The sequence below is a fragment of the Pseudomonas sp. DWP2-2 genome (assembly GCF_049897065.1).
GTDB lineage: Bacteria > Pseudomonadota > Gammaproteobacteria > Pseudomonadales > Pseudomonadaceae > Aquipseudomonas > Aquipseudomonas paracarnis.
Map to the genome: position 1 here is coordinate 148,657 of NZ_JAFCVN010000002.1, position 24,587 is coordinate 173,243.

Genomic DNA, 24,587 nt, shown 5'->3' on the forward strand with positions numbered 1-24,587 from the left:
ACGGAATGCTTGATTTTGTCTCATGTTGTGGGGCGTGTCGACCATGACCACTGGGCGCTCTTCATCAAACTGTCATCGAACTGTGGCAGCGCGCTTGAACAAACTTCATCAGACTCGCGCTCTACTGGGGTTCTGCGTTTTGGTGTTTTTCATGCGTGCGTTGTTTTTAGTGGCCGCTCTACTGTTCGGCCTGCCGTCTTTTGCGGCGTCTCGATGTGATGTCAATGTCCCGACCCAAACGGTCGACCTGGCTCAGGTGAGCATCGCCTATCAAAGTATCGGCCGTGCGTCCGACCCTGCGTTGCTGCTGGTAATGGGCCTGGGCGGGCAGTTGATCCACTGGCCGGACGAAGTGGTGGTGGCCCTGTGCGAACAAGGCTTTCGGGTGATTCGCTACGACAACCGCGACGTCGGCCTGTCCACCTGGCGGCAGGCGCCGGCGAGCGCCAACCTGACCTTCGAAGTGCTGCGCTACAAGCTCGGCCTGCCGGTGGCCGCGCCCTACACCTTGACCGATATGGCCGATGACGCCCTGGGTTTGATGGACGCGCTGCAGGTGCAGCAATTTCACGTACTCGGCGCGAGCATGGGCGGCATGATCGCTCAACACCTGGCGGCCATGGCGCCACAGCGCGTGGAAAGCCTGACCCTGATCATGACCAGCTCAGGCGCCGAGGGCCTCCCCGCACCGAACGCAGCGCTGGTGCAATTGCTGTCGCGACGCAGCGCGCCCAACCGTGAGGTGGCGCTGGAGCAACAGGCGGATTTGCTCGCGGCGTTGGGCAGCCCGGATATCAAGGACGATCGCCAGGCGTTGTTGCACCAGGCGGCGCTGTCCTATGACCGCGCCTTCAACCCCGAAGGCGTGAAGCGCCAGATCATGGCAATCCTGGCCGAGCCAAGCCGTGTGCCCTTGCTCAACCAACTGCGCGTGCCTGCGTTGGTCGTCCACGGCACCGCCGACCCTTTGCTGCCGGTAATGCACGGCGTGCACCTGGCTGCGCATATCCAGGGCAGCCAGTTGAAATTGATTCCCGGCCTGGCCCACCGTTTTCAGGAAGCGTTCAAGGCGCCCTTGCTGGCGGCGGTGTTGCCTTACCTGCAAGCCCATCGCCAGGATGCCGCGCACTGGGCGCAGATCGATTTGAGCGAGCCTTCGAAGGTGCTGTGAAGGTGGTGTATCGTGCAACCTTTATGTATACGCATGACTGCACGCGAGGTTGCCCACCATGAGTACTCCCCTGAAAATCGATTTCGTCAGCGACGTATCCTGCCCCTGGTGCATCATCGGCCTGCGCGGCCTGACCGAAGCCCTCGACCAGCTCGGCAGCGAAGTGCAGGCCGAGATTCATTTCCAGCCGTTCGAACTGAACCCGAACATGCCCGCCATCGGTCAGAACATCGTCGAGCACATCACTGAAAAATACGGCTCCACGGCTGAAGAGTCCCAGGCTAATCGTGCGCGTATCCGCGACATGGGCGCCGCATTGGGCTTTGCGTTCCGCACCGACGGCCAGAGCCGTATCTACAACACCTTCGACGCGCACCGCCTGTTGCATTGGGCCGGGTTGGAAGGTTTGCAATACAACCTCAAGGAAGCGCTGTTCAAGGCGTATTTCAGCGATGGCCAGGACCCTTCCGACCACGCGACCCTGGCGATCATCGCCGAGAGCGTAGGGCTGGACATTGCGCGCGCCGCCGAGATTCTTGCCAGCGATGAGTACGCCGCCGAAGTCCGCGAGCAGGAACAGCTGTGGGTTTCTCGTGGGGTGAGTTCGGTGCCGACCATTGTCTTCAATGACCAATATGCGGTGAGCGGTGGGCAACCGGCGGAAGCCTTCGTCGGCGCGATTCGCCAGATCATCAACGAATCGAAATCCTGAGGCCGGGCATGCAGCAAAATGTGGGAGCTGGCTGTCAGTTGCGAATGAGTTGGCTGACACACCGCCATCGCAGCATAGGTATCTACACAGCTTTGGTGTGACGCTGGACCTGTGGCGAGGGAGCTTGCTCCCGTGACGGACTGACAGCCGGCGCCTAGCTACCTGACACCCCGCGATTCAAATGTGGGAGCTGGCTTGCCTGCGATGGCGGCCTACCAGCCAATGCCTATCTACCTGACACCCCGCGATCAAACTGTGGGAGCGGGCTTGCTCGCGAAGGCGGCCTGACAGGCGACACAGTTGGACCGTGTACATATCCATTGCTGCGGTAACGGCCACTTAGGGTTCCGCTCTGACAGCGGCTCACTTTTGAAAAGCGCAAAAGTAAGCAAAACGCTCTTGCCCCACCACTCGGCACCTCGCTTAGGCTCGGTGTGCCCGAACGCAGGCTTGAATCCGTGGGCCGCCGCCCCGCGCCATCCATGGCGCGGGGCGGCTAACCCGGCGTCCTGCCGGGTTACCCACGAATTCAAGCCTGCGTTCGGCCAGCGTGGTTTAACGGGGCGCTTAAGATCAAAAGCAGAGCAAGAGCAAGAGCGACTCGCTTCGCATCGTGGTTAGCGTCTGCTGTTACAACTCACAAAGTTGTGTGAAGACCTATGGCCATCGCAGGCAAGCCAGCTCCCACATTTGATCTGTGTCGGTATTAAGAGAAGCGCTGGCCCATCCCTTGCATTACCCCCCTAAAGCCCAACCGGCCTGCGGTTGGGCACTGCCATTAGGGGTGAAACTTACCTTGAATATTCTTGACCTTGACCACAGCCTCACCGGCCAGGCACCGATTGCCCTGCGGTTGGCCAGCGGTCGGGCCACGCGCCTGGACCTGCTGGACCTGGGCCCGAAATTGCGTTTGTGGTCCACCGAAAAAACCTGGAAGCGTTTCGTCGAGCGCCTGGCCCAACGGCCACGGCCCCGTGACGCGCGTCCGGAAATCCTGTTTGTCGGTTCCGGGGATTATCACCACCTTACGCCGGCGTTTTTGGCAGACCTCAAAGAGCCCGTCAGCCTGATTCACTTTGACAACCACCCAGACTGGGTGCGCTTTGCGCCCAAGCGGCACTGTGGTTCGTGGGTCAACCGGGCGCTGAAGATGCCAGCGATCCAACGCATCGTCACCCTCGGCCCGTGCAGCGATGACCTGCATAACCCGCAACTGCGCGGCGGCAACCTTGGCGCCCTCAAGTGCGGGCGTTTGCAGCTGTTTCCCTGGCAGCATCCGCCGTCCAAGGTCTGGGGCCGGGTGGGGGACGGCGCCGGCCACCAGCAACAGGAAAACCACCTGCACTGGCGCAACCTGGCGGACCTGGATTGGGGCGCCTTCCTCGACCAGATGATTGCCAGCCTGCCCACCGAGGCGATCTGGATCACCATCGACAAAGATGTGCTCGCCAGTGAAGACGCCGCCACCAACTGGGACCAGGGCGGCATGCGCCTGACCCATTTGCTCCAGGCCCTGCGGGCGTTGGCGGCGGGTAAACGCATCATTGGCATCGACGTCTGCGGTGAGTTCGCTACGCCGGCATTCAGCAACGCGTTCAAGCGCTGGGAAGCCAAGTCCGACCAGCCGCCACCGGAGCGCTGGAGCCCGCAAGACTTGCAGCGTAATGCGGCAACCAATGAAGCCTTGATCGACCTGTTTGAGGAACTGTTCCCGTGACCCTGACCGTGGTGTTGTTACTGGCGTTTTCCATCGTCCTCGATGTGATTGGCCAGCTGTGTTTCAAATTGGGCGTGGACCGTTTGCCGCAACTCGATGGCGGTTTTCGCCTGCGTGCGTTCTGGGGCCAGGTGTTCAATGCGCCGCTGTTGTGGGCCGGCGTCGGCGCCTACGTGATTGAGTTTTTTGTGTGGCTCGAAGCGCTGTCCCGTGCGCCCTTGAGTCTGCTGTTTCCGCTGGCGGCGTTGGCCTATTGCCTGGTGGTACTGGCAGGCAGGGTGGTGCTCAAGGAGACCGTCAGTCGGCGTCGTTGGCTGGGCACGCTGGTGATTACTTTAGGTGTGATGTTGGTAGCGATCGCGGGGAATCAGGCATGACAACGCAAACAATCAATACCGGCTGGCTGCACGGGCGTGTTGGCACCCTGGTGCTATGGGCACTGCTGATCGCCACCGAAAGCGCCGGGCAGTTGTTCACCAAGGTGGCCGGCGATCAGTTGGGGCCGATGGACTTCAGTTGGCAATGGCTGGCGGACGTGGCGCGCAACCCGGGGATTCTGGCGGCGATTGCCAGCTATCTGGGTGCGTTTTTTGTGTGGATGCTGATCCTGCGGCGTAGCAGTTTGTCCCTGGCGTTTCCGCTGAGTTCGCTGGTGTTCGTGGCGGTGCTGCTGGGCTCTTGGCTGGGGTTGGGGGAGCACATCAGCGTGTTGCATTGGGTGGGCGTGGTGGTAATTATAGGTGGTATCGCACTGTTGGCTGAGGGCGAAGAACACTGAAGATAGATATGAAACACAGGCCCATTGTGGGAGCGGGCGTGCTCGCGAATGCGGTGGATCAGTGAAGTATCGGGTGACTGACACACTGCTTTCGCGAGCAAGCCCGCTCCCACATTTTGCTCCCAGGTGATTCAGTCAAAGGTGTAGCTGATCGCCGTCTGCACCTGGCCCTGATTCACATGGCCAGCCTCCTTGACGATGCTGCTCTTGGCCGCCGACCCCACCAGGTGTACCCAGCTGGCGCTGGTCAGCAGCGACCAATGGGGCGCCAGGGGGAAGGCGAAGCTTTGGCTCAGCGTCACGTTCTGGAAGCCCCCGCTCGCGTTATAAGGCCGCAAGCCTGAAGCGACAGCTTCGTTGTTGTCCACGCCGAAGAAGGTATTGGTCTGGCGCGCATCGGCAAAATGCGCAACCAGGCTATTGCTGCCGATAATCCCGCCACCCACGGGGTAACCCAGTTCGCCGCCGATTTTACCCAGGGCGCCGCTCTGGGAATGCCCGCCGCCCACGGCCTGGCCCAATTGCGCGTAGACCCGCCAGAAATTGGCCGGGGCATATTGGACGAAACCGCCCACCTCGGCCATGTCCGACACGTTGCGCAGGCCCTGCAATTCGCCGTTGGAGGTACGCCCCGGCAGGTAGTTGATATAGGGGCCAGCGGTAAGGCCGTGGGTATCCAGGGCGCTCCAGGTAAGGCCGTCATCGGTACTCAGGCTGACGTCACCCCAATCCAGGTCCAGGTAAGGCACAGGCCGGGTTTCGTAGCGGCTGCCGCTGGGGTCGTGGGGCTGATAGCTGAGGCCCACGCCCACGTCGCCCGTGATGCCTTCTGCCCACGCGGCACTGCAAAGGCCCCACCCTCCAAGTAAACCGGTGAATACAGCAGCAGCGAGCTTGGACATGGGGACGTTTCCTGAAGGTGGACAGGCGCGCATGAACGCGCAAACCGACGCGCCTGCGCAAGCACTCATGTTGTTTGTAGCAAGCTACAAAAATTGTAGCTCCCGCGACACCTATCACCGCGCATTTCGCCCTAACCCCCAGCCCTGCGGGGTTTTCGCCAGTTGGCACAGTCCCTGCTCTATCCCTTGGCAAGCGCATACAGCGCGCTCCTCCAAGGCCCTTTACCTAAAGGAAAGGCAGATGATCAACTGGCATATCGTGTGTGACTTCGACGGGACCATTACTCCCACGGATGTCATCGACAACGTCCTCCAACGCTTCGCCGGCCCCGAGTGGGAAACCATTGAGCAGGAATGGATGGATGGGCATATCGGTTCACGCGAATGCCTGAGCCGCCAACTGGCGCTGATCAAGGCCACCCCGGCTGAACTGCTGGCGTACTTTGACAGTGTCGAGATCGACCCGGACTTCCCGGATTTCGTCGATCACGTCATGGGCCTGGGTGCTTCCATCGAAGTGGTCAGCGACGGCCTCGAGCAGGGCATTGCCCGCATCCTTTCGCGCAACTACGTGACCCTGCTGCCGATCCTCGCCAACCGCCTGCGCCAGGTTGACCAGGACAGCTGGCGCATCGACTTCCCGTATGCCAGCGATGCCTGTCGCGCTGCTGCCGGCAACTGCAAGTGCAGATCCACGCCGCGCAACAAGCGCGTGCTGGTGATCGGCGACGGCAAGTCCGACATGTGCGTGGCCTCCACCGCCGACTTCGTGTTCGCCAAGGGCAGCCTCGCCGACTACTGCGTCGCCCACCAGATTCCTCATGCGCGCTTCGACACCTTTGCGCAAGTGCCGGCGTTGCTGGCCAAGCTGCCACAAGGCCTCGCCGCCAACGCCACCACCTTCAACACCTCTTCTGACAATCAGGAACTCTTCCATCATGTCTGATATCCGTATCGCTACCGCCGAAGACCAGGTGCTTCTGGATAAAGAAGCCAAGTATTGCTCCTACGGCGACACCGTTCACTACATCGAGCCGCCGCGTATTTTCAGCCGCTGCGAAGGCTCTTATGTGTGGGACACCGAAGACCAGGCCTACCTCGACCTGCAAATGTGGTACTCGGCCGTCAACTTCGGCTATGCCAACCCGCGCTTGAACAACGCGCTGAAAAAGCAGATCGACACGCTGCCGCAAATCGCCAGCCAGTACCTGCACAAAGGCAAGATCGAGCTGTCGGAAATGATCGCGGTCGATGCCAAGAACAAGTTCGGCCTCGACGGCCGTGTGCACTTCAACGTCGGCGGCTCGCAGTCGATCGAAGACTCCCTGAAAGTGGTGCGCAACGCCAGCAACGGCAAAAGCCTGATGTTCGCCTTCGAAGGCGGTTACCACGGCCGCACCCTCGGCGCCTCGTCGATCACCTCCAGCTTCCGCTATCGTCGTCGCTACGGCCACTTTGGCGAGCGCGCCAACTTCATTCCCTTTCCTTACCACTTCCGTGGCCCGAAGGGCATGACCAAGGAAGAGTACGGCAGCCATTGCGTGCAGCAGTTCGCCCGCCTGTTCGAGACCGAATACAACGGCGTCTGGGACCCTAAGACCAACCAGTGCGAATACGCAGCCTTCTACGTCGAGCCGATCCAGGGCACTGGCGGCTACGTGATCCCGCCGATGAACTTCTACCGCGAACTCAAGCACGTCCTGGATCAGCACGGCATCCTGATGGTGTCCGATGAAATCCAGATGGGCTTCTACCGCACCGGTAAACTCTGGTCGATCGAGCACTTCGACGTGCAGCCGGACGTGATCGTGTTCGGCAAGGCGCTGACCAATGGCCTCAACCCGTTGGGCGGTATCTGGGCCCGTGAAGAGTTGATCAACCCGAAGGTGTTCCCGCCAGGTTCGACTCACTCCACCTTCGCCTCCAACCCGCTGGGCACCGCCGTCGGCCTGGAAATGTTCAAGATGACCAGCGAAGTCGACTACGGCGCCATGGTCATGGCCAAGGGCAAATACTTCCTGGAAGGCCTGCAAGACTTGCAAAAACGCTTCCCGATCATCGGCGATGTGGACGGCCTGGGCCTGGCGTTGCGCTGCGAAATCTGCGGCCCGGATGGCTTCACCCCGGACAAGGCGACCCTGGACTACATGGTCGAAGAAGGCATGAAAGGCGACATGCTGGTAGACGGCCAGAAACTCGGGCTGATCCTCGACGTAGGCGGTTACTACAAGAACGTGATCACCCTGGCGCCGTCCCTGGAAATCAGCTACCCGGAAATCGATCTGGGCCTGAAGTTGCTCGAGCAACTGCTGGTGCGAGCGACCACGCGGTGAATGCTCAAGGGATCGACCTCGGTGAAGGCACTGCCGGTTTCGTTCTCGGTGATGGTCCGGTCGGGATCCTATTGATCCACGGCCTGACCGGCACACCGACTGAATTGCGCCAGGTCGCCAAGGGCCTGGCCAAGGCAGGCAACTGCACGGTGTATGTGCCCACACTGGCGGGGCACTGCGGCGACAACAGCGACCTGCAGGCCACCGGCTGGAGGGACTGGTACGAAGGCGTGCGCAAGACCTTCGTACAGGTCAAGCAACGCCACGGGCAGGTGTTTGTCGGTGGCTTGTCGATGGGCGCGGTGATGTCGATGTATGTGGCGTCCGAACATCCTGGGCAAGTCGCCGGGTTGCTGATGTATTCCACCACCTTGAAGTACGACGGTTGGAGCATCAACAAGCTGGCGTTCCTCACGCCGTTGCTGATGAAGATTCCATTCGGCGTACACATTTGCAGCTTCGAAGAGAAGCCGCCCTACGGCATCAAGAACGAGCGCCTGCGGGCCATCGTCGAGCGGCAGATGAAGGAAGGCGAGAGCAGTGAGGCGGGGTTGCTGACCATGGAAGGCATCACCGTGCGCGAGCTGCACCGCATGAACGCCGTGGTCAAGAAGCGCATGCCCCAGATCAAGGTGCCGGCGCTGGTGCTGCACTCCATCGAGGACGACATCACCAGCCGCTGGAACGCCGATTACGTGGAGCGCCACCTCGGCGGGCCGGTGACCAAGATCCTGTTGGACAACTGCTACCACATGATCACGGTCGATTTGCAGTACCGGCGGGTGATCGAGTTGAGTGCCAAGTTTGTCGAGCAGCACGCAGTGCAACTCAATCGTGTGGCGTGATTAGTTTACTTGTAGGAGCGAGCTTGCTGTGGCGAGCAAGCTTGCTTGCGCTGGGGTGCGAAGCACCCCCAAAAGCCTGCGACTGCTGCGCAGTCGAGCGGGAGCAAGCTCCCTCGCCACAGCAAGCTCGCTCCTACAGTAGAACGGTGTTGATAAGGAAAAACTGTGATAACCACCCAAGCCTTCCCGACCATCCGGGCTATCCAGCGCGATGCCTGGAACGACTGTTTTCCCGGTGCCCTGGAGGATTGGGACTATTACCTGGCCGTGGAAAACGCCGCGATCGATGACTTTCAGTGGCGTTACCTCGCGGTCTTCGAGAATCAAACGCTGGTGGCCGTGGCTGCCGCGTTCGTCACCCATTATCGCCTCGACACCACGGTGTCGGGGGCCGGCAAGCGCTTGACCGAGCGCCTGGAGCAGCTGTGGCCTGGCGTTTTGCAATTGGCGTTGTACGCCATCGGTTCGCCGGTGGCTGAACGCTGTGATGCCGGTGTCGCCAGCCATGTGCCCGAATCCCGGCGCCCGTTGCTGTTGCAGCAGTTACTGGAGGCTGCGCGCAGCGATGCCGACGCGCTCGGTATCGGCTTGCTGGCGGTCAAGGATGCGCCCACCAACGACCCGCATTGGACCCAGAGCTGCCTTGCCGCAGGTTTTCAAAGCATGCCCAGCTTGCCCACGGGGGTGTTGCCGCTGCCTTATGGCTCGGTGGATGCCTACCTGGGTTCGCTGGGCAAATCCACGCGCAAGGACCTGCGCCGCAAACTGCGCGCACCAGGGCCGCGGGTCGAGTGGCGGCGTAATATCGATGACGTGCTGCCCGAGGTCATGCGCCTGTATGAAGCCACGCTCGCGCGCGCAGACTTGCAGTTCGAACGCCTGCCCGCCGGTTACTTCACGGGCGTGCTCGAACACCTGCACGAGCGGGCGGTCTGTGTTCTGTACTGGGTGGACGAGCGCTTGGTGGCGTTCAACCTTATCCTGCTGGATGAGCATCGGCTGGTGGACAAGTTCTTTGGCCATGACCTTGCGTTCAGCCGCGAGTACAACCTGTACTTCCGCAGTTGGTTGACCAATGTCGACTATTGTATTGAACACCGTATTCCGGTGTACGAGTGCGGCCAGGCCGGGTATGCCAGTAAACTGCGCCTGGGGTGCGAGTTCGAGGGCAACAGCCTGTTCTTCCGCCACCGTAACCGGCTGGTCAACGGCCTGCTCAAGCTTGTAAAACTGTTTATTCGACCGGATCGTTCCGACCCTGCCATGGCTGCTGCGATAAGCGAAACCTGATGATTACCAAGACCCGCCAGAAAGCCCGCCCCTTTGCCATCTCGCGTTGGAGCGTCCAGCGCAAGCTGGTGCTGGCGTTCTGGCTGGTCAGCGTGATTCCCACCATGATCGCGGCTGAGCTGGCTGCCACCACGCTGTCGCAGATTTTCGACAGCAACGTGCGTATCTGGCTGCAAGAGTCGACCAAGATCGTCAAGGACGAAATCGGCGACATCCTTCACGACAACGCGCGCATGGCCAAGCTGTTCCTGCGCTATACCAGCCCGCCGTCGTCCAAAAATGCCGAGAAGCATGACCGGCTCACCGCCGACATTGCCGATGCCACCGATATCGACGTGGTCGCGCTGATCCGCACCAGCGACCGTAAAGTGATGTTCAGCACGGCCGCCGATGACATCGTCAGGCAGATCAACCTCACCAGCAACGCGGTGCTGCAAACCGTGCAAGTCGCCGGCGTGAGCACGGGCCTTGTGGTGTCCACCTTCGAAACCAGCCGTGACGGCGTTGATTACCTGTTGCTGGTCGCCACTTACCTGGACAGCAGTTTTCTCACCAGCGTGGCCGATGTGCATTCCCTCGACCTGCGTTTGTACCTGGCCAACCCTGCCGGTTTTTCCGAAATATTTTCCACCCAGCGCTTCGCCAATCACCCCTCGCGCATCCCCAAGAATGTCGAGGCCTACCTGCGCAGCACCAAGCAGCCCAGCGAGCAGTTCACTAACCAGTACAGCGGTTTGTATTGGCCGATTTTCAATGATGCCGGCGAGTTGCAAGGCGTGATCTTCAGCGGCCTGCTACGCCATACCAGCCTGGTGGGGTTGGTGAACCAGAGCAACTTGTTCGTGCTGATCTTCCTGGTCAGCTCGGCGCTGTCACTGGCGGCCGGGTTGTTGGTGTCGCGGCGCCTGACCAAGCCCCTGCGCGATTTGTCCCAAGGCGTGGATGCGGTGATCTCGGGCAGTTATGCGCACCGTGTGGTGGTCAGTGGCGGTGACGAACTGGCGCAATTGAGCAGCACCTTCAACCACATGACCGAACGCCTGGGCGAGTTGCATCACCTGGAAGCCCAACTGCGTCGGCGTGACCGCTTGCATGCCCTGGGTGAAGTCGCCATGGGCCTGGCTCACGAAATTCGCAACCCACTGGGCATCATCAAGACCGCCACCCAACTGTTGCATCGGCGCGCTGACCTTGCGGAAACCGACAAGCGTCACCTGGAATATGTCATCAGCGAAGTCAGCCGCATCAACGAGCTGATTACCGAGTTCCTCGATTTCGCCAAGCCCAACCCGCCGATACGCGTGCAGCAACCGGCACGCGCCCTGGTGGAAGAAATCCTCGGTTTCTGCGGCCCGGAGCTGAGTAGCCATCGCATTGACGCGCAGATCGACGACCAAGCGCCTGGCGCGACGATCTACGCCGATGCCAAGCAGCTCAAACAGGCCTGTCTCAACCTGATTCTCAACGCCGTCGACGCGATGCCCGACGGCGGGCGCCTGACCCTGGGCATTCGCAGCGTGGGCGACAACACTGTGATCAGCATCGCCGATACCGGCGAAGGCATCCCGGCGGACATGGTGGAGCGCATCTTCACGCCATTCGTCACCACCAAGGCCTCGGGCACAGGCCTGGGCCTGGCCAAAGTCTATTCGATCATGGAAAGTCACGACGGCAGCATCGAATGCGCCAGTGAGAAAGATGCCGGCGCGACCTTCAGCCTGTACATTCCGGCTGACGGTGAAGACGACGGTGAAGATGAGGACGGGCATGACGCATAACGTATTGGTGGTCGACGACGAGCCCAAGCTCTGTGATCTGCTGACCCAGGCCTTGAGCCAGAACGGCATCCAGGTGTTCAGCGCGGGCAATGGCCTGCATGCGCTCAAGGTGCTGGGGGAGGAGGACATCGACCTGGTCATCAGCGACTGGCGCATGCCGGGCATGGACGGGCCGGCGTTGCTGGCCGAGATCAAGGTGCGTTATCCGACTTTGCCGGTAATCGTGATGACGGCCTACAGCACGGTGAAAAACGCCGTGCAGTCGATGCGTAACGGTGCCTATGACTACATTGCCAAGCCGTTCGACATCGACGAGCTGGACATCACCGTGGCCAAGGCCCTGCAATTTCGCGACATCATGCGCGACAACGCGCGCATGCGCGCCGAGCTGGACGAGCATGCTCAGTTCGACAGCCTGGTGGGCGACAGTCCGGCGTTTCGCCAAGTGCTCCAGGCGGTGGATTCGGTGCGTGACAGCAACGCTACTATCCTGCTGACCGGCGAAAGCGGCACTGGCAAGGAAATGGTCGCCCGCGCCATCCACAAGCATGGCAGCCGTGCCGACCAACCCTTCGTGGCGGTCAATTGCGCAGCCATTCCTGAAGGCTTGTTGGAAAGCGAAATGTTCGGCCATCGCAAAGGCGCGTTCACCGGCGCCGTGGCTGACCGGGTAGGGCGCTTCATGCAGGCCGACAAGGGCACGCTGTTTCTGGATGAAGTCGGTGATATGCCCTTGGCGTTGCAGGCCAAGATTCTGCGCGCCTTGCAGGAGAGGGTTATCGAGCCGGTAGGCGACCCCCGCGAGCGCAAGGTGGATGTACGAGTAATTGCCGCCACCAACAAGAACCTGCTGGATGCGGTGGCGGCCAAGGAGTTTCGCGAAGACCTGTATTACCGCCTCAATGTCTTTCCGATTCCGTTGCCGTCGTTGCGCGAACGCGTGGAAGACATCGCGCCCCTGGCGCGCCACTTCGCTCACACTTTGAGCGCCACCACTGGCAAACGTATCACCGGTTTCAGCCCCGAGGCGTTGCAGGCCATGGCTGCGTATCACTGGCCGGGCAATATCCGCGAGCTGCAAAACTGCGTGGAGCGCGCAACCATCGTGGCGGCTTCATCGGTGATCGAGGATATTGATTTGCCCGGGTATTTGTTTGCTTCCACACCGAGCGAGGGTGATGTGACCGCGATCCTCAGCGACGGCCCAGGCGTGCCGCGGGATCTGGATGCGGCGCTGGCCGAAGTGGAGAAAGCCTATATTCTTGCGGCGCTGCAGGAGAGCAATGGGGTGCAGGCCGCGGCGGCGCAGCGGATCGGGATTTCCGAAAGGAGCTTCTGGTATCGCCTGAAGAAGCTGGGGATTCAGGTCGACAAGATCGTGCGCTGATCTGAGTGTGGTAACTCATGATCGCTCCCACGCTCCACGTGGGAGTGCCTCTGGTGACGCTCTGCGTCACGCGTGTGGACGCGGAGCGTCCTTGGCTGCATTCCCACGCGGCAGCGTGGGAACGATCTGCCGTGTTGCGTCAGGTGTGCAGGCGTACCCACACGCTGACCAACACCGTCGCGGCCATCAACCAGGCCACGGCGGCGACTGCCAGCGATGCCTCCAACCGCAGCCGATCGACCATCACATACAGCGTCGCCAAATACACAAAGTACGGAATGATCGACCACATCCCGAACAGGATCGTGGTCTTCAAGTCCGCAACCGTTCGGCCTTTGCCGACGATGTAATGGGCGATCAGCGCAAAAGTGGGAAACAGCGGCACCAAGCCTGCGATGTAATAGTTTCTGGTCTTGGCCAGCGCCGCCAGGATCAGCACCACTGCGGCGCCAAGTGCAGCCTTCAGGAACAGATCCATCAGTGACTCAACCCGTATTTCTTGACCTTGTCGAACAGGGTGGTCTTGGCCATCCCCAGTTCCTGGCTGGCCTGGGTCAGGTTCCCGCCGCTGCGTTGCAGGGCATCGTTGAGTAGGTTGCGCTCAAAGGCTTCCACCGCCTCGGTAAAGGCAACCCCTTGGTTGCCGCTGCCGGCGCCGCTTTTCTTGAAGGCGGGCAGGCCGAGGGCGAAACGTTCGGCGACGTTGCGCAGCTCACGCACGTTGCCTGGCCAGTCGTGGCTCATCAGGCTGGATAGGGTCTGGTTGTCCAGCTCCGGCACCGCCCGGTCGAAGCGTAGCGACGATTGCTGCAGGAAGTGTTCGAACAGTTGCAGGATGTCTTCGCGCCGTTCGCGCAAAGGCGGCAGTTCCAGGGTGACGACGTTGAGGCGGTAGTACAGGTCGCTGCGGAACTGGCTGGCGCGGCTCAACTCGTCGAGGTCGGACTTGGTGGCAGCGATTACCCGGCAATCCACCGCCACGCTCTGGTTCGAACCCAGGCGTTCCAACGTACGTTCTTGCAGCACCCGCAGCAATTTGATCTGCAGGTTGATCGGCATGCTCTCTACTTCATCGAGGAACAGCGTGCCTTGATGGGCATGCTCGATCTTGCCGATGCGACGTTTGCCGGCGCCGGTGAAGGCGTTGGCCTCGTGGCCGAAAATCTCGCTTTCAAACAGGTTTTCCGGCAGGCCACCGCAGTTGAGGGCGACGAACTGGTGGGTATGGCGCCGGCTGAAATCATGCAGGCAGCGCGCGACCAGTTCCTTGCCGGTGCCGGTCTCGCCTTCGATCAGCACGTTGGCCGAGGTATCGGCGACATTGGCAATCAGTTCGCGCAGGTTTTGCATGGCCGGCGAGCGGCCGATGATGCGGCCTTCCAGCGAGTCGCGTTCGGCCAGTTGCCGGCGTAGCGACCAGACTTCCCGCGCCAGCCCGCGTTGTTCCAGGGCGCGGCGTGCCACGTCCACCAGGCGTTCGGGCGAGAAGGGTTTCTCCATGAAGTCGTAGGCGCCGTTACGCATGGCGCCCACCGCCATGGAGATATCGCCATGCCCGGTGATCAACACCACCGGCAGGCTTTTATCCAGGGCCTTGAGGCGGGTCAGCAGTTCCAGGCCATCGATGCCCGGCAGGCGGATATCGCTGATGACGATGCCGGCAAAGTTTTCGCCGATGCGCTTGAGCGCTTCTTCGGCGCTGCCCACGCCGACGCTAGTGATGTCTTCGAGCGCCAATGCTTGCTGGCAACCGAGCAGTACATGGGGGTCGTCTTCGACGATCAGGACGGTAAGGTCTTGGGCTTGTGTATTCATGTCGACTCAGCTCGTTGAGCGCCCACCAATGGCAGGTTCAGGACAAAGGCGGTACCACCATTGGCCGGATGTTCCACGGCAAGGCTACCGCCTGTGGCGGCCGCGAGGCTTGCGGAAAGGGTCAGGCCCAAGCCCAGGCCTTGTTCGCCGGGCTTGGTGGTAAAAAAGGGTTCGAACAAATGCTTGCGCGCCTCGGGGTCGATGCCGTGGCCATTATCACGCACCAACAGGCGGTATTTGCCATCGCCGTTCTGGCCTTCCAGCCACAGTTGCGGCACTGCTTGGGCCTGCATCGCATCGAGCGCGTTACCGATCAGGTTGACCAGGATCTGCTCCAGGCGGGTCTGGTCGATCTGCAATTGGGCGTTGGCAAAGTCACGGTGCACGGTCAACGGCAGGCTGTCCAGGCGCGCGCCGAGCACCTGGAACGCGGCGTCCACGGCCTTGCCGAGGCTGGCTTCGCCCTGGTCGTCACCGCGCCGGGCAAAGGAGCGCAGGCTCGCGGTGATGCGGCCCATGCGGTCGATCAGTTCGTTGATGGTCTTGAGGTTGGTGCTGGCAGTGTCCAGGGCGCCGCGCTCAAGGAAGCGTACGGTGTTGCCCGACAGCGTGCGCAGCGCTGCCAGCGGCTGATTCAGTTCATGGGCGATGCTGGTGGACATCTGGCCGATGGCCGCGAGTTTGCCGGCCTGCACCAGTTCGTCCTGGGCGTGGCGCAGGGTTTCTTCGGCCTGGCGTCGTTCGCGAATCTGGCCCTTGAGCCGTTCGTTGCTGGCGCGCAGGTCGGCGGTGCGTTCGGCAATCCGACGCTCAAGCTGGCTGTTGGCTTCCTGCAAGGCTTCCCGTGCGGCGAGGCGGGTGGCGATGACCTTGCGCCGTTCGTTCCAGGCGATCAGCAGGAAGGCGACCAGGCCAAATGCGACGGCCACCAGGATGCCCTGGTTGATCGCGGCGCGGCGCAGGTCGTTGAGCGGGGTGAGCAGGGTGAAGTTCCACGGCGTGTCGTTCAGCGGGCGGGTTTGCGCCAGGTAGCTGACGGCGTGCTGGTCGTTGACCACTTCGGTGTTGGCCGGGAAGGTCAGTTTCTCGGTGCCTTCGTTCAGGCGCTCACGGGCCAGGGGTTGCAGTTCATTGAGCGTCGCCCAGTAATATTGCAGGCTGTGGGCCAGGCGGTCCTTGGTGTCATCGCTCAGCGGGCGTACAGCTTTGAGGCGACGCGCGGGGTCGCTGGAAAGAATAATGATGCCGTTCTCATCGCTCACGAAAGCTTCGAGGCGCGCACGTTGCCAGCGCTCTTCAAGGGCTTCGAGGCGCACCTTGACCACGGCGACGCCGATGATCTTGCCGTGCTCTTCCAGGCCGTGGGCCAGGTAATAGCCGGGTTCGCCGTTGGTGCTGCCGATGCCGTAGAAACGACCGGGCTGGCCGCGTACAGCATTCTGGAAATAGGCGCGAAAGGACAGGTCCTCACCTTGGTAACTGTCGGCATCGCGCCAGTTACTGGTGGCCAGCACACGGCCGGTGGTGTCCATTACATAGATGGCGCGGCTGCGACTGCGGCGGTTCAGGCCTTCGAGGTAGTCGTTGACCGTCTTGCGGGTTTCCTGGTTCGGGTCGGCGAGCAGTTGGGAAACACTGGACTCCAGCTCCAGCAGGCTGGGCAGGTAGGTGTACTTGCTCAGTTCGCTTTCGACGGTGCGGGCGTGCAGCTCCAACTGGCGTTCGCCATTGTCGCTGAGGGTGCGGATGCCGTAGTAGTCACTGACCCAGAAGCCGATATAACCCAGGCCGACCATCAGGGCGATGATCAACGGCGGCAGGAACAGTTGGCGTATCAGACGAGGCTTCACGGCAAGTGATGGCGGCGCGGCGCGATATTGATTGGGGTCGCATTTCATCACAGATGCCTTGGGTCAGCTACTTCTCGCCAGTGTAAGAGCGGGCTTGTGTGGGAGCCGGGCTTGCCGGCGATGCAGGCGCCTCGGTGTAACAGTTGCACCGAGGCGATGCCATCGCAGGCAAGCCAGCTCCCACACAAGCCCGGCTCCTACAGGACGAACGGTGTTGCTTTTAGTGCTGCAGGATTTTCTCGAGGAAGTGCTGCGCACGCTCGGAGCGGGCGCTGATGTCGCCGAAGAACTCTTCTTTCGGGCAGTCTTCGATGATCTTGCCGGCGTCCATGAAGATCACGCGGTCGGCCACTTTGCGCGCAAAGCCCATTTCGTGGGTCACGCACATCATGGTCATGCCTTCGTGGGCCAGTTGCACCATCACGTCGAGCACTTCGTTGACCATTTCCGGGTCCAGCGCCGAAGTCGGTTCGTCAAACAGCATGACGATCGGGTCCATGGCCAGGGCGCGGGCAATCGCCACACGTTGCTGCTGACCGCCGGAGAGCTGGCCAGGATGCTTGTGGGCGTGTGCCGACAAGCCCACGCGTTCGAGCAGTTGCAGGCCCTTCTTGGTGGCTTCTTCCTTGCTGCGGCCCAATACCTTGATCTGCGCGATGGTCAGGTTTTCGGTGATGGTCAGGTGCGGAAACAGCTCGAAGTGCTGGAACACCATGCCCACGCGCGAACGCAGTTTTGGCAGGTTGGTCTTCGGGTCGGCGATGGAGGTGCCGTCGACGACAATGTCGCCTTTCTGGAACGGTTCCAGCGCGTTCACGCACTTGATCAGGGTGGATTTGCCCGAGCCGGACGGCCCGCACACCACGATCACTTCGCCTTTTTTAACCTCAGTGCTGCAATCGGTCAGCACCTGGAAGTCGCCATACCACTTGTTGATGTTCTTGATAGAGATCATACGGCAAACCTTTTTTGCAGACGCTTGACCAGCAGCGAGGCGGAAAAGCTGATGATGAAGTAGACGACACCGGCAAAGATCAGGAACTCGTTGGAGCGGCCGATGATGTCGCCGTTGGAGCGGGCGGAGTTGAGGAAGTCCACCAGGCCCACGGTGTAGACCAGGGAGGTGTCCTGGAACAGGATGATCGACTGTTGCAGCAGCAACGGCGTCATCTTGCGGAACGCCTGGGGCAGGATGATCAGGCGCATGGTCTGGCCGTAGGTCATGCCCATGGCTTGTGCCGCCGCCATCTGGCCCTTGGGAATCGACTGCACACCGGCTCGTACGATTTCGCAGAAGTACGCGGCCTCGAACATCATGAACGCCACGACGCAGGAGGTGAACGCACCGATCGGCGTGTCTTCGCCGGTGATCCAGCGCAGTACGAACGGCACCGCCAGGTAGAACCAGGTGATCACCAGCAGCAAGGGGATCGAGCGGAAGTAGTTCACGTAGGCGCCGGCCACGCGGGACAGCAGTTTGTTGGACGACAAGCGCATCAGGGCCAGGATGGTCCCGATGATGATGCCGCCGACCACACCCATGACCATCAGCTTCAAGGTCATGACCATGCCGTTCCACAGGCCTGGAATGGCGGGGATGATGCCGCTGAAATCGAAGTCCATTATTTGCCCCCCACGGAGATCAGGCCGGGCACTGCGACTTTCTTCTCGACCACGCGCATCAGCAGCATCAGGCTCATGTTCAAGGTGAAGTAGATCAGCGTGGCCAGGGTGAAGGCTTCAAACAGGTTGGCCGAGAACTCGGCGGTCTGTTTGGTTTGCGCCAGCAGTTCCATCAAGCCGATCAAGGACGCCACGGAGGAGTTCTTGAACACGTTGAGGAATTCCGAGGTAAGCGGCGGAATGATGATGCGGTAAGCCTGGGGCAGCAGCACGTTCCAGTAGATCTGCGGCAGCTTGAAGCCCATGGCGCGCGCCGCGGATTCCTGGCCGCGTGGCAGCGCCTGGATACCGGTACGCACTTGCTCGCACACACGGGCGGCGGTGAACAGGCCCAGGCACACCACGACGCTCAGGTAGGCCGAGGTGGTCGGGTTCAGGTCTTGTTTGTACCAGTCCTGCAGGTTCTGCGGCAGCATGTCCGGTACCAGGAAGTACCAGATGAACAGCTGAACCAGCAGCGGCACGTTACGAAACAGTTCCACGTAGCAGGTCGCGATGCCCGATACGAGGCGGTTTGGCACAGTGCGCATGACCCCCAGAATGGAGCCCAGCAGCAAGGCGATAATCCATGCCACGACAGCGATGGCGATGGTCCAGCCCAGCCCGGAGAGGTACCAGTCGAGATAAGTCTCGCTGCCCACGCCGGTGGACTTGAAGAACACGCCCCAGTCCCAGTTGTAATTCATTAGGGTCTCCCCTCGAGATCGATCGATGTACAAGCACCCGCTTGGGGAAGATCCGTTCCCGCCTGACGTTGAACGCCAGGCACACACGATCGGCTCGAAAACCGCCAGGTCGAGTGTTCCAAGTTAAAACCAGCAGGTAATTACAGACGCCTGAGGGAGGGTTGGCTCCCTCAGGACATAAGCTTAGTCAGGTATCAGATTTTTACTTCTGGCGCTGGTTTGTCGCTAGGGTTAGCGATCAGCTCCTTGACCTTGTCGCTCATCGGGAAGTTCAGGTTCAGGCCTTTCGGTGGGATCGGGCTTTCGAACCATTTGGCGTAGATCTTGTTGATCTCGCCGGACTTGTACAGGGCGACAATGGCGTCATCCACGGCTTTCTTGAAGTCCGGGTCGCCTTTGCGAACCATGCAAGCGTAGGCTTCGAAGGACTGCGGAGTACCGGTAATGACCCAGTCGTCCGGCTTCTTGGCCTTGGCTTCTTCACCGGCCAGCAGGGCGTCGTCCATCATGAATGCAACGGCGCGGCCGCTTTCGAGCATCTGGAAGGATTCGCCGTGGTCTTTGGCGGAGATAACGTTCATGCCCATCTGCTTGTCGGCGTTCATCGCCTTGATGATGCGCTCGGACGTGGTGCCGGCGGTGGTCACGACGTTTTTGCCTTTCAGGTCGGCAAAGTCAGCGTAGGACGGCTTGCCTTCCTTGTCTTTCTTGACCAGCAGGCGGGTGCCGATTTCGAAGATGTTGACGGTGAAATCAACTTGCTGGGCGCGTTCGGTGTTGTTGGTGGTGGAGCCGCACTCCAGATCCGCGGTGCCGTTCTGGATCAACGGGATACGGGTTTGCGAGGTCACCAGGTTGTACTTGGCTTTGAGGTCGGGTTTGTTCAGGTCTTTTTTCAGTTGCTCGACAACGGCCAACTGGATGTCGTGGGAGTAGCCCACGGGTTTGCCCGAGCCATCCGCGATGTAGGAAAACGGAATGGAGCTGTCGCGGTGAGCGAGAGTGATGGTGCCGGAGTCGTTGATTTTCTTCAGTGTGCCGGTGAGTTCGGCGGCAAAAACTGGAGTGCTGATCAGAGCAGCAGCGATAGCTGCGCCCAGGATATGGGGAACGATGCGCATCAATACTTCCTCGACATTTGTTTTTTTTATGAAGCCAGCTGAACGGCTCTCTTGTAAAGCGACTGCCCCTGACGGCTCCTAAGGCGCCTCAGGCAATCGTTGAAGAGTGTAGAGCATGAGTCGTGCCATACCGAAAACAAAAGGATAACTTCATGATTTATATGGAAATTAACTTTTTGTGTCGGCAGTATTTTCGGTCGGTAGTCCGGCAAACCGAATAGGGCAGAGGTGCGCGTTCGGAAAACCGAATAGTCCGTAGGAGCGAGCTTGCTCGCGAAAAACGCAAAAACGCCGCGTTTATGCTGAATAAACGCGGCGCTCTCGGGTTTTTCGCGAGCACGCTCGCTCCTACACTGGGGCGGTCAGGCGGCTTCGATCTTGCTGCGGTTCTGCTCGACCTTGGACAAGTAGCGCTGCAGGTTTTCCTGCTCTTGCGGCGTGGTGAACAGGCCAAGCTTGGTACGGCGCCACAGCACGTCCTGCGGTTGTGTTACCCACTCTTCGGCGCACAGGTAGTCGACTTCGCGGGTATAGAGGCCGCCACCCAAGTGGTCACCCAGATCGGCGAGCGATTGCACGCCTTCCAGCAAGCGCCAAGTGCGGCTGCCGTAGGTGGTGGACCAGCGACGGGCGATCTCGCTCGGTACCCAGTCGAACTTGGCGCGGATGGCATCGGCCAGGGCTTCCGGGGAAGTCATGTGTTCGCCACCGGGCAGGCTGGCTGTGGCAGTCCAGCTTGGGCGCATCTGGGTGAAGTACGGCGCCAGTTGGGCCATGGCCGACTCAGCCAGTTTGCGATAGGTGGTCAGCTTGCCACCGAACACCGACAGGATCGGCGCTTCGCCGGTGCCGCCGGACAGCGACAGGGTGTAGTCACGCGTAATGGCCGACGGGTTGTCCGACTCGTCATTGCACAGTGGGCGCACGCCGGAGTAGGTGTGGACGATATCGTCGCGGCTCAGCTGTTTCTTGAAGTGCGCGTTGACCACTTTAAGCATGTAGTCGGTTTCACCTTCGGTGATCGCCACTGCAGCCGGGTCGCCGGTGTATTCGCGGTCGGTGGTGCCGATGATGGTCAAGTGGTTCAGGTACGGAATGGTGAAGACGATGCGTTGGTCTTCGTTTTGCAGAATATGCGCGTGAGCGCCCTCGTACAGTCTCGGCACGATCAGGTGGCTGCCCTGGATCAGACGAATGCCGTACGGTGAATCCAGCTTCAGGTCGTCCCGGATGAATTTGGCCACCCATGGGCCGGCGGCATTCACCAGGGCGCGGGCGCGGATCGAGAACAGGCTGCCGTCGGCACGTTCCATGTTCATTTCCCACATGCCGTTGCTGCGCTTGGCGCTGACGCAACGGGTCTGGGTGTGGATGTGCGCGCCTTTCTCGCGGGCAGCCATGGCGTTGAGTACCACCAGGCGGGCGTCGTCGACCCAGCAGTCGGAGTATTCAAAGCCTTTGGTGATTTCGCTTTTCAGCGGGCTGTCGGCACCGAACTTGAGGCTTTTGGAACCCGCGAGCTTTTCGCGCTTGCCCAAGTGGTCATAAAGGAACAGACCAGCACGAATCATCCAGGCCGGGCGCAGGTGCGGGCGGTGCGGCAGTACGAAGCGCATTTGCTTGACGATGTGCGGTGCCTTGGCCAGCAGTACTTCGCGTTCGGCCAATGCTTCACGCACCAGACGGAATTCGTAATGCTCCAGGTAACGCAGTCCACCGTGGATCAGCTTGCTGCTGGCCGATGAGGTGTGGCTGGCCAAGTCATCCTTTTCGCAAAGGAATACCGACAAACCGCGACCGGCTGCGTCTGCTGCAATCCCGACGCCATTGATCCCACCACCAATTACGGCTACGTCATAGACTTCGGCAAGCGGTGGAGCAGGCAAGGTGGAAGGGTTCATCGGCTGGCCTCGCGATCTTTTCGTCTTGGAATTCGAACATGAATGTTCATTTGCGAAAATGGTAGCTGATAATTGCGGGCACAGCCACCCGACTTCGATTGAAAAAACTCATCGAAGGGCGGAGAAAGGAAGAATTATGAACAAAGGTGAATGTATGGGTGTGAGTGAGGCCGTCATCGCGGGCAAGCCCGGTTCCCACATTTGATCGCATTTCAAACTGTGGGAGTCGGGCTTGCCCGCGATGACGCCTGAACAGGCGCTAAACGACTTCCAGCCGCACCTTGTGCTCATTCAGCACTTGCACCAACGCCGGCACCGGCTGCTGGTCAGTCACCAGGCAGTCCACCAGGCTGATCGGCCCCAGGCGAATCATGGCATTGCGCCCGAATTTGCTGGAGTCCGCCGCCAGGATCACCTGCCGCGCATTGGCGATGATTGCCTGGGAAACCCGCACCTCCTGGTAATCGAAGTCCAGCAGGCTGCCGTCCTCGTCGATCCCGCTGATGCCCACCAGGGCAAAGTCGACCTTGAACTGGTTGATGAAGTCGACACTGGCCTGGCCCACCACACCACCGTCACGGCGCACATTGCCGCCGGTGAGCAACACATCGAAGTCGTCCTTGGCACTGAGCATGGTGGCGACGTTGAGGTTGTTGGTGATGATTTTCAGGTGGCTGTGATTGAGCAGCGCACGGGCGATGGATTCGGTGGTGGTGCCGATGTTGATGAACAGCGAGGCATGATCGGGAATCTGCGCGGCGATGGCTTCACCGATGCGTTGCTTCTCGTCGCGCATCTGGTCGGCACGCATGGCGTACGCGGTGTTCTCGACACTGGAGTCATAGGCTGCGCCGCCGTGGTAGCGGCGCAACAGGTTGGCGTCCGCCAGCTGGTTGATATCGCGGCGGATGGTTTGCGGGGTGACAACGAATAGCTGCGCCATTTCCTCGATACTGACGTACCCGCGTTCGCGGACCAGTTCGAGGATTTGTTGTTGGCGGGGAGGCAGATTCATGGGGCGTCCTTTGGGCTGCCATACAAAAGTGGCCCATGATGACGCAGGAATCCGCTCCCTGCCAGTTACAACCTGCCGTAAGCCAGCGCTTGGCTTATTCGGCGCCTTCGTGCGGCTCCCAGTCACGGGTGCGGCTCACAGCTTTTTGCCAGCCGGCGTAGAGTTTCTCTTTGGCCGCCTCGTCCAGCTGTGGCTCGAACTCGCGCTCGATTACCGCCTTGCCGCGCAACTCGTCCAGGCTGCCCCAGAAGCCACACGCCAGGCCCGCCAGGTAGGCTGCGCCGAGGGCGGTGGTCTCGCGCATTTGCGGGCGTTCTACCTGGGTGCCGAGGATGTCGGCCTGGAATTGCATCAGGAAGTTGTTGGCAACCGCGCCGCCGTCCACGCGCAGGGCCTTGAGGCGTTCGCCCGAGTCCTGTTGCATGGCGTCGAGGACGTCGCGGGTCTGGTAGGCAATCGACTCCAGGGCTGCGCGAATAATGTGGTCTACGCGTACGCCACGGGTCAGGCCGAACAGTGCGCCACGGGCATACGGGTCCCAGTAGGGCGCGCCGAGACCGGTGAAAGCGGGTACCAGGTACACGCCGTTGCTGTCCTTGACCTTGCCGGCAAAGTATTCGGTGTCGTGGGCATCGTTGATGATCTTCAGCTCGTCACGTAGCCATTGCACGGTGGAGCCACCGTTGAAGACCGCGCCTTCCAGGGCATAGGCCACCTCACCGCGCGGGCCGCAGGCAATGGTGGTGAGCATGCCGTGCTTGGATTTCACCGCCTTGTCGCCGGTGTTCATCAGCAGGAAGCAGCCGGTGCCGTAGGTGTTCTTGGCCTGGCCCGCTTCCACGCACATCTGGCCAAACAGGGCCGCTTGCTGGTCGCCGGCAATGCCACCGATAGCGATGCCGCTCTTGGTACGGCCATAGATTTCCGACGACGACTTCACTTCAGGGAGCATTTCCCGTGGGATGTCGAGAATCTCCAGCATCTTCGCATCCCACTCCAGGGTGTGGATGTTGAAGAGCATGGTGCGCGACGCGTTGGTGTAGTCGGTGACGTGGGTCTTGCCGCCGGTAAATTTCCAGATCAGCCAGCTGTCGACGGTGCCGAACAGCAGTTCGCCATTGCGCGCACGTTCGCGGCTGCCTTCGACGTTGTCGAGGATCCACTTGAGCTTGGTGCCGGAGAAGTACGGGTCGGTCACAAGGCCCGTGGTGTCGCTGATGTATTGCTCATGGCCGTCGCGCTTGAGCTGCTGGCAGATCTCGGTACTGCGGCGGCACTGCCAGACAATAGCGTTATAGATCGGGCGGCCGGTGATCTTGTCCCAGACCACCGTGGTTTCACGCTGGTTGGTGATACCGATGGCGGCCACTTGGTCATGGTGCAGGCCGGCCTGCGCCAGCGCTTCGACCATCACCGCGCTCTGGGTGGCGAAGATTTCCATCGGGTCATGTTCAACCCAGCCAGCCTGCGGGTAGTGCTGGACGAATTCACGCTGGGCGGTACACACCACGTTGGCGTCACGATCGAAGATGATCGCCCGGGAACTGGTGGTGCCCTGATCAAGGGCAATGATGTAGTTCTTATTCTGAAGGTCGGTCATGTC

22 protein-coding genes are annotated in these 24,587 nt (G+C 60.7%); 11 read left to right on the forward strand and 11 right to left on the reverse strand.

What is annotated here, in order from left to right:
* Window positions 1–151: 151 nt before the first annotated feature.
* The 5 genes from ACP7CZ_RS04610 to ACP7CZ_RS04630 all read left to right on the forward strand — a co-directional run bounded on the left by ACP7CZ_RS04610 (window position 152) and on the right by ACP7CZ_RS04630 (window position 4,378).
* Window positions 152–1,171 carry an alpha/beta fold hydrolase gene (locus tag ACP7CZ_RS04610; RefSeq protein WP_034126527.1) on the forward strand — a complete coding sequence of 340 codons (1,020 nt, stop codon included), beginning with the start codon at window positions 152–154 and terminating at the stop codon, window positions 1,169–1,171.
* A gap of 58 nt (window positions 1,172–1,229) precedes the next feature.
* Complete coding sequence (locus ACP7CZ_RS04615; protein WP_034126450.1) at window positions 1,230–1,883, forward strand: DsbA family oxidoreductase; 654 nt, start codon at window positions 1,230–1,232, stop codon at window positions 1,881–1,883.
* 796 nt (window positions 1,884–2,679) lie between these two features.
* The gene (locus ACP7CZ_RS04620) at window positions 2,680–3,600 is read left to right on the forward strand and encodes an arginase (RefSeq protein ID WP_089041307.1); all 921 of its coding nucleotides are present in this window, start codon (window positions 2,680–2,682) and stop codon (window positions 3,598–3,600) included.
* On the forward strand, window positions 3,597–3,977 hold the full coding sequence (locus ACP7CZ_RS04625; protein ID WP_003188930.1) for an EamA family transporter: 381 nt from the start codon (window positions 3,597–3,599) through the stop codon (window positions 3,975–3,977). Before ACP7CZ_RS04620 ends, ACP7CZ_RS04625 begins: the two co-directional genes overlap by 4 nt.
* Entirely contained in the window at window positions 3,974–4,378 is a 405-nt protein-coding gene (locus ACP7CZ_RS04630) for an EamA family transporter (protein ID WP_034126452.1), read from the forward strand. The genes ACP7CZ_RS04625 and ACP7CZ_RS04630 overlap by 4 nt, the downstream gene beginning before the upstream one ends.
* A 131-nt stretch (window positions 4,379–4,509) precedes the next feature.
* Here the strand turns inward: ACP7CZ_RS04630 and ACP7CZ_RS04635 are convergent, their stop codons facing one another.
* Window positions 4,510–5,280: a MipA/OmpV family protein gene (locus ACP7CZ_RS04635; protein WP_057976070.1), complete on the reverse strand. Its 771-nt coding sequence runs from the start codon at window positions 5,278–5,280 to the stop codon at window positions 4,510–4,512.
* Window positions 5,281–5,521: 241 nt separating this feature from the next.
* On the opposite strand from ACP7CZ_RS04635, the gene ACP7CZ_RS04640 reads away from it, so the two are divergent.
* The 6 genes from ACP7CZ_RS04640 to ACP7CZ_RS04665 all read left to right on the forward strand — a co-directional run bounded on the left by ACP7CZ_RS04640 (window position 5,522) and on the right by ACP7CZ_RS04665 (window position 12,913).
* Window positions 5,522–6,226, forward strand: coding sequence for an MtnX-like HAD-IB family phosphatase (locus ACP7CZ_RS04640; protein ID WP_057976068.1), 705 nt, complete (start codon window positions 5,522–5,524; stop codon window positions 6,224–6,226).
* A complete protein-coding gene (locus tag ACP7CZ_RS04645; RefSeq protein ID WP_003188936.1) occupies window positions 6,219–7,613 on the forward strand; it encodes an aspartate aminotransferase family protein in 1,395 nt (464 codons plus the stop codon). Before ACP7CZ_RS04640 ends, ACP7CZ_RS04645 begins: the two co-directional genes overlap by 8 nt.
* Entirely contained in the window at window positions 7,610–8,458 is an 849-nt protein-coding gene (locus ACP7CZ_RS04650) for an alpha/beta hydrolase (RefSeq protein WP_057976065.1), read from the forward strand. The genes ACP7CZ_RS04645 and ACP7CZ_RS04650 overlap by 4 nt, the downstream gene beginning before the upstream one ends.
* Window positions 8,459–8,623: 165 nt before the next feature.
* Window positions 8,624–9,748 (forward strand): GNAT family N-acetyltransferase, encoded by a 1,125-nt coding sequence (locus tag ACP7CZ_RS04655; RefSeq protein ID WP_057976063.1) that lies wholly within the window; start codon window positions 8,624–8,626, stop codon window positions 9,746–9,748.
* Window positions 9,748–11,526, forward strand: coding sequence for a sensor histidine kinase (locus tag ACP7CZ_RS04660; protein ID WP_057976061.1), 1,779 nt, complete (start codon window positions 9,748–9,750; stop codon window positions 11,524–11,526). Before ACP7CZ_RS04655 ends, ACP7CZ_RS04660 begins: the two co-directional genes overlap by 1 nt.
* The gene (locus ACP7CZ_RS04665) at window positions 11,516–12,913 is read left to right on the forward strand and encodes a sigma-54-dependent transcriptional regulator (RefSeq protein ID WP_034126458.1); all 1,398 of its coding nucleotides are present in this window, start codon (window positions 11,516–11,518) and stop codon (window positions 12,911–12,913) included. Before ACP7CZ_RS04660 ends, ACP7CZ_RS04665 begins: the two co-directional genes overlap by 11 nt.
* 139 nt (window positions 12,914–13,052) lie before the next feature.
* Here the strand turns inward: ACP7CZ_RS04665 and ACP7CZ_RS04670 are convergent, their stop codons facing one another.
* From ACP7CZ_RS04670 to glpK, 10 genes are all read right to left on the reverse strand, one after another.
* Window positions 13,053–13,391, reverse strand: a complete 339-nt coding sequence (locus ACP7CZ_RS04670) for a GlpM family protein (RefSeq protein ID WP_014717129.1) — start codon at window positions 13,389–13,391, stop codon at window positions 13,053–13,055.
* Window positions 13,391–14,728 carry a sigma-54-dependent transcriptional regulator gene (locus tag ACP7CZ_RS04675; protein ID WP_034126459.1) on the reverse strand — a complete coding sequence of 446 codons (1,338 nt, stop codon included), beginning with the start codon at window positions 14,726–14,728 and terminating at the stop codon, window positions 13,391–13,393. The genes ACP7CZ_RS04670 and ACP7CZ_RS04675 overlap by 1 nt, the downstream gene beginning before the upstream one ends.
* Window positions 14,725–16,626 (reverse strand): sensor histidine kinase, encoded by a 1,902-nt coding sequence (locus tag ACP7CZ_RS04680; RefSeq protein WP_054897713.1) that lies wholly within the window; start codon window positions 16,624–16,626, stop codon window positions 14,725–14,727. The genes ACP7CZ_RS04675 and ACP7CZ_RS04680 overlap by 4 nt, the downstream gene beginning before the upstream one ends.
* Before the next feature lie 172 nt (window positions 16,627–16,798).
* Entirely contained in the window at window positions 16,799–17,533 is a 735-nt protein-coding gene (locus tag ACP7CZ_RS04685) for an amino acid ABC transporter ATP-binding protein (protein ID WP_007916729.1), read from the reverse strand.
* On the reverse strand, window positions 17,530–18,201 hold the full coding sequence (locus ACP7CZ_RS04690) for an amino acid ABC transporter permease (protein WP_003188954.1): 672 nt from the start codon (window positions 18,199–18,201) through the stop codon (window positions 17,530–17,532). Before ACP7CZ_RS04690 ends, ACP7CZ_RS04685 begins: the two co-directional genes overlap by 4 nt.
* Window positions 18,201–18,947: an amino acid ABC transporter permease gene (locus ACP7CZ_RS04695; protein ID WP_014717132.1), complete on the reverse strand. Its 747-nt coding sequence runs from the start codon at window positions 18,945–18,947 to the stop codon at window positions 18,201–18,203. The genes ACP7CZ_RS04690 and ACP7CZ_RS04695 overlap by 1 nt, the downstream gene beginning before the upstream one ends.
* Before the next feature lie 194 nt (window positions 18,948–19,141).
* Complete coding sequence (locus ACP7CZ_RS04700) at window positions 19,142–20,068, reverse strand: glutamate/aspartate ABC transporter substrate-binding protein (RefSeq protein WP_003188957.1); 927 nt, start codon at window positions 20,066–20,068, stop codon at window positions 19,142–19,144.
* A 362-nt stretch (window positions 20,069–20,430) separates the two neighbouring features.
* The gene (gene glpD / locus ACP7CZ_RS04705) at window positions 20,431–21,969 is read right to left on the reverse strand and encodes a glycerol-3-phosphate dehydrogenase (RefSeq protein ID WP_054897715.1); all 1,539 of its coding nucleotides are present in this window, start codon (window positions 21,967–21,969) and stop codon (window positions 20,431–20,433) included.
* Between the two features lie 259 nt (window positions 21,970–22,228).
* Window positions 22,229–22,984 (reverse strand): DeoR/GlpR family transcriptional regulator, encoded by a 756-nt coding sequence (locus tag ACP7CZ_RS04710; RefSeq protein ID WP_003188962.1) that lies wholly within the window; start codon window positions 22,982–22,984, stop codon window positions 22,229–22,231.
* A gap of 94 nt (window positions 22,985–23,078) precedes the next feature.
* Window positions 23,079–24,584 carry a glycerol kinase GlpK gene (glpK, locus tag ACP7CZ_RS04715; protein ID WP_032893327.1) on the reverse strand — a complete coding sequence of 502 codons (1,506 nt, stop codon included), beginning with the start codon at window positions 24,582–24,584 and terminating at the stop codon, window positions 23,079–23,081.
* Window positions 24,585–24,587: the final 3 nt, after the last annotated feature.

Bases quoted from the DNA above. Each gene is read 5' to 3' on its own strand.
- ACP7CZ_RS04610 (WP_034126527.1), top strand. From the start codon at position 152: ATGCGTGCGTTGTTTTTAGTGGCCGCTCTACTGTTCGGCCTGCCGTCT.
- ACP7CZ_RS04615 (WP_034126450.1), top strand. From the start codon at position 1,230: ATGAGTACTCCCCTGAAAATCGATTTCGTCAGCGACGTATCCTGCCCC.
- ACP7CZ_RS04630 (WP_034126452.1), top strand. From the start codon at position 3,974: ATGACAACGCAAACAATCAATACCGGCTGGCTGCACGGGCGTGTTGGC.
- ACP7CZ_RS04635 (WP_057976070.1), bottom strand. From the start codon at position 5,280: ATGTCCAAGCTCGCTGCTGCTGTATTCACCGGTTTACTTGGAGGGTGG.
- ACP7CZ_RS04640 (WP_057976068.1), top strand. From the start codon at position 5,522: ATGATCAACTGGCATATCGTGTGTGACTTCGACGGGACCATTACTCCC.
- ACP7CZ_RS04645 (WP_003188936.1), top strand. From the start codon at position 6,219: ATGTCTGATATCCGTATCGCTACCGCCGAAGACCAGGTGCTTCTGGAT.
- ACP7CZ_RS04660 (WP_057976061.1), top strand. From the start codon at position 9,748: ATGATTACCAAGACCCGCCAGAAAGCCCGCCCCTTTGCCATCTCGCGT.
- ACP7CZ_RS04665 (WP_034126458.1), top strand. From the start codon at position 11,516: ATGACGCATAACGTATTGGTGGTCGACGACGAGCCCAAGCTCTGTGAT.
- ACP7CZ_RS04670 (WP_014717129.1), bottom strand. From the start codon at position 13,391: ATGGATCTGTTCCTGAAGGCTGCACTTGGCGCCGCAGTGGTGCTGATC.
- ACP7CZ_RS04675 (WP_034126459.1), bottom strand. From the start codon at position 14,728: ATGAATACACAAGCCCAAGACCTTACCGTCCTGATCGTCGAAGACGAC.
- ACP7CZ_RS04680 (WP_054897713.1), bottom strand. From the start codon at position 16,626: ATGAAATGCGACCCCAATCAATATCGCGCCGCGCCGCCATCACTTGCC.
- ACP7CZ_RS04685 (WP_007916729.1), bottom strand. From the start codon at position 17,533: ATGATCTCTATCAAGAACATCAACAAGTGGTATGGCGACTTCCAGGTG.
- ACP7CZ_RS04690 (WP_003188954.1), bottom strand. From the start codon at position 18,201: ATGGACTTCGATTTCAGCGGCATCATCCCCGCCATTCCAGGCCTGTGG.
- ACP7CZ_RS04695 (WP_014717132.1), bottom strand. From the start codon at position 18,947: ATGAATTACAACTGGGACTGGGGCGTGTTCTTCAAGTCCACCGGCGTG.
- ACP7CZ_RS04700 (WP_003188957.1), bottom strand. From the start codon at position 20,068: ATGCGCATCGTTCCCCATATCCTGGGCGCAGCTATCGCTGCTGCTCTG.
- glpD (WP_054897715.1), bottom strand. From the start codon at position 21,969: ATGAACCCTTCCACCTTGCCTGCTCCACCGCTTGCCGAAGTCTATGAC.
- ACP7CZ_RS04710 (WP_003188962.1), bottom strand. From the start codon at position 22,984: ATGAATCTGCCTCCCCGCCAACAACAAATCCTCGAACTGGTCCGCGAA.
- glpK (WP_032893327.1), bottom strand. From the start codon at position 24,584: ATGACCGACCTTCAGAATAAGAACTACATCATTGCCCTTGATCAGGGC.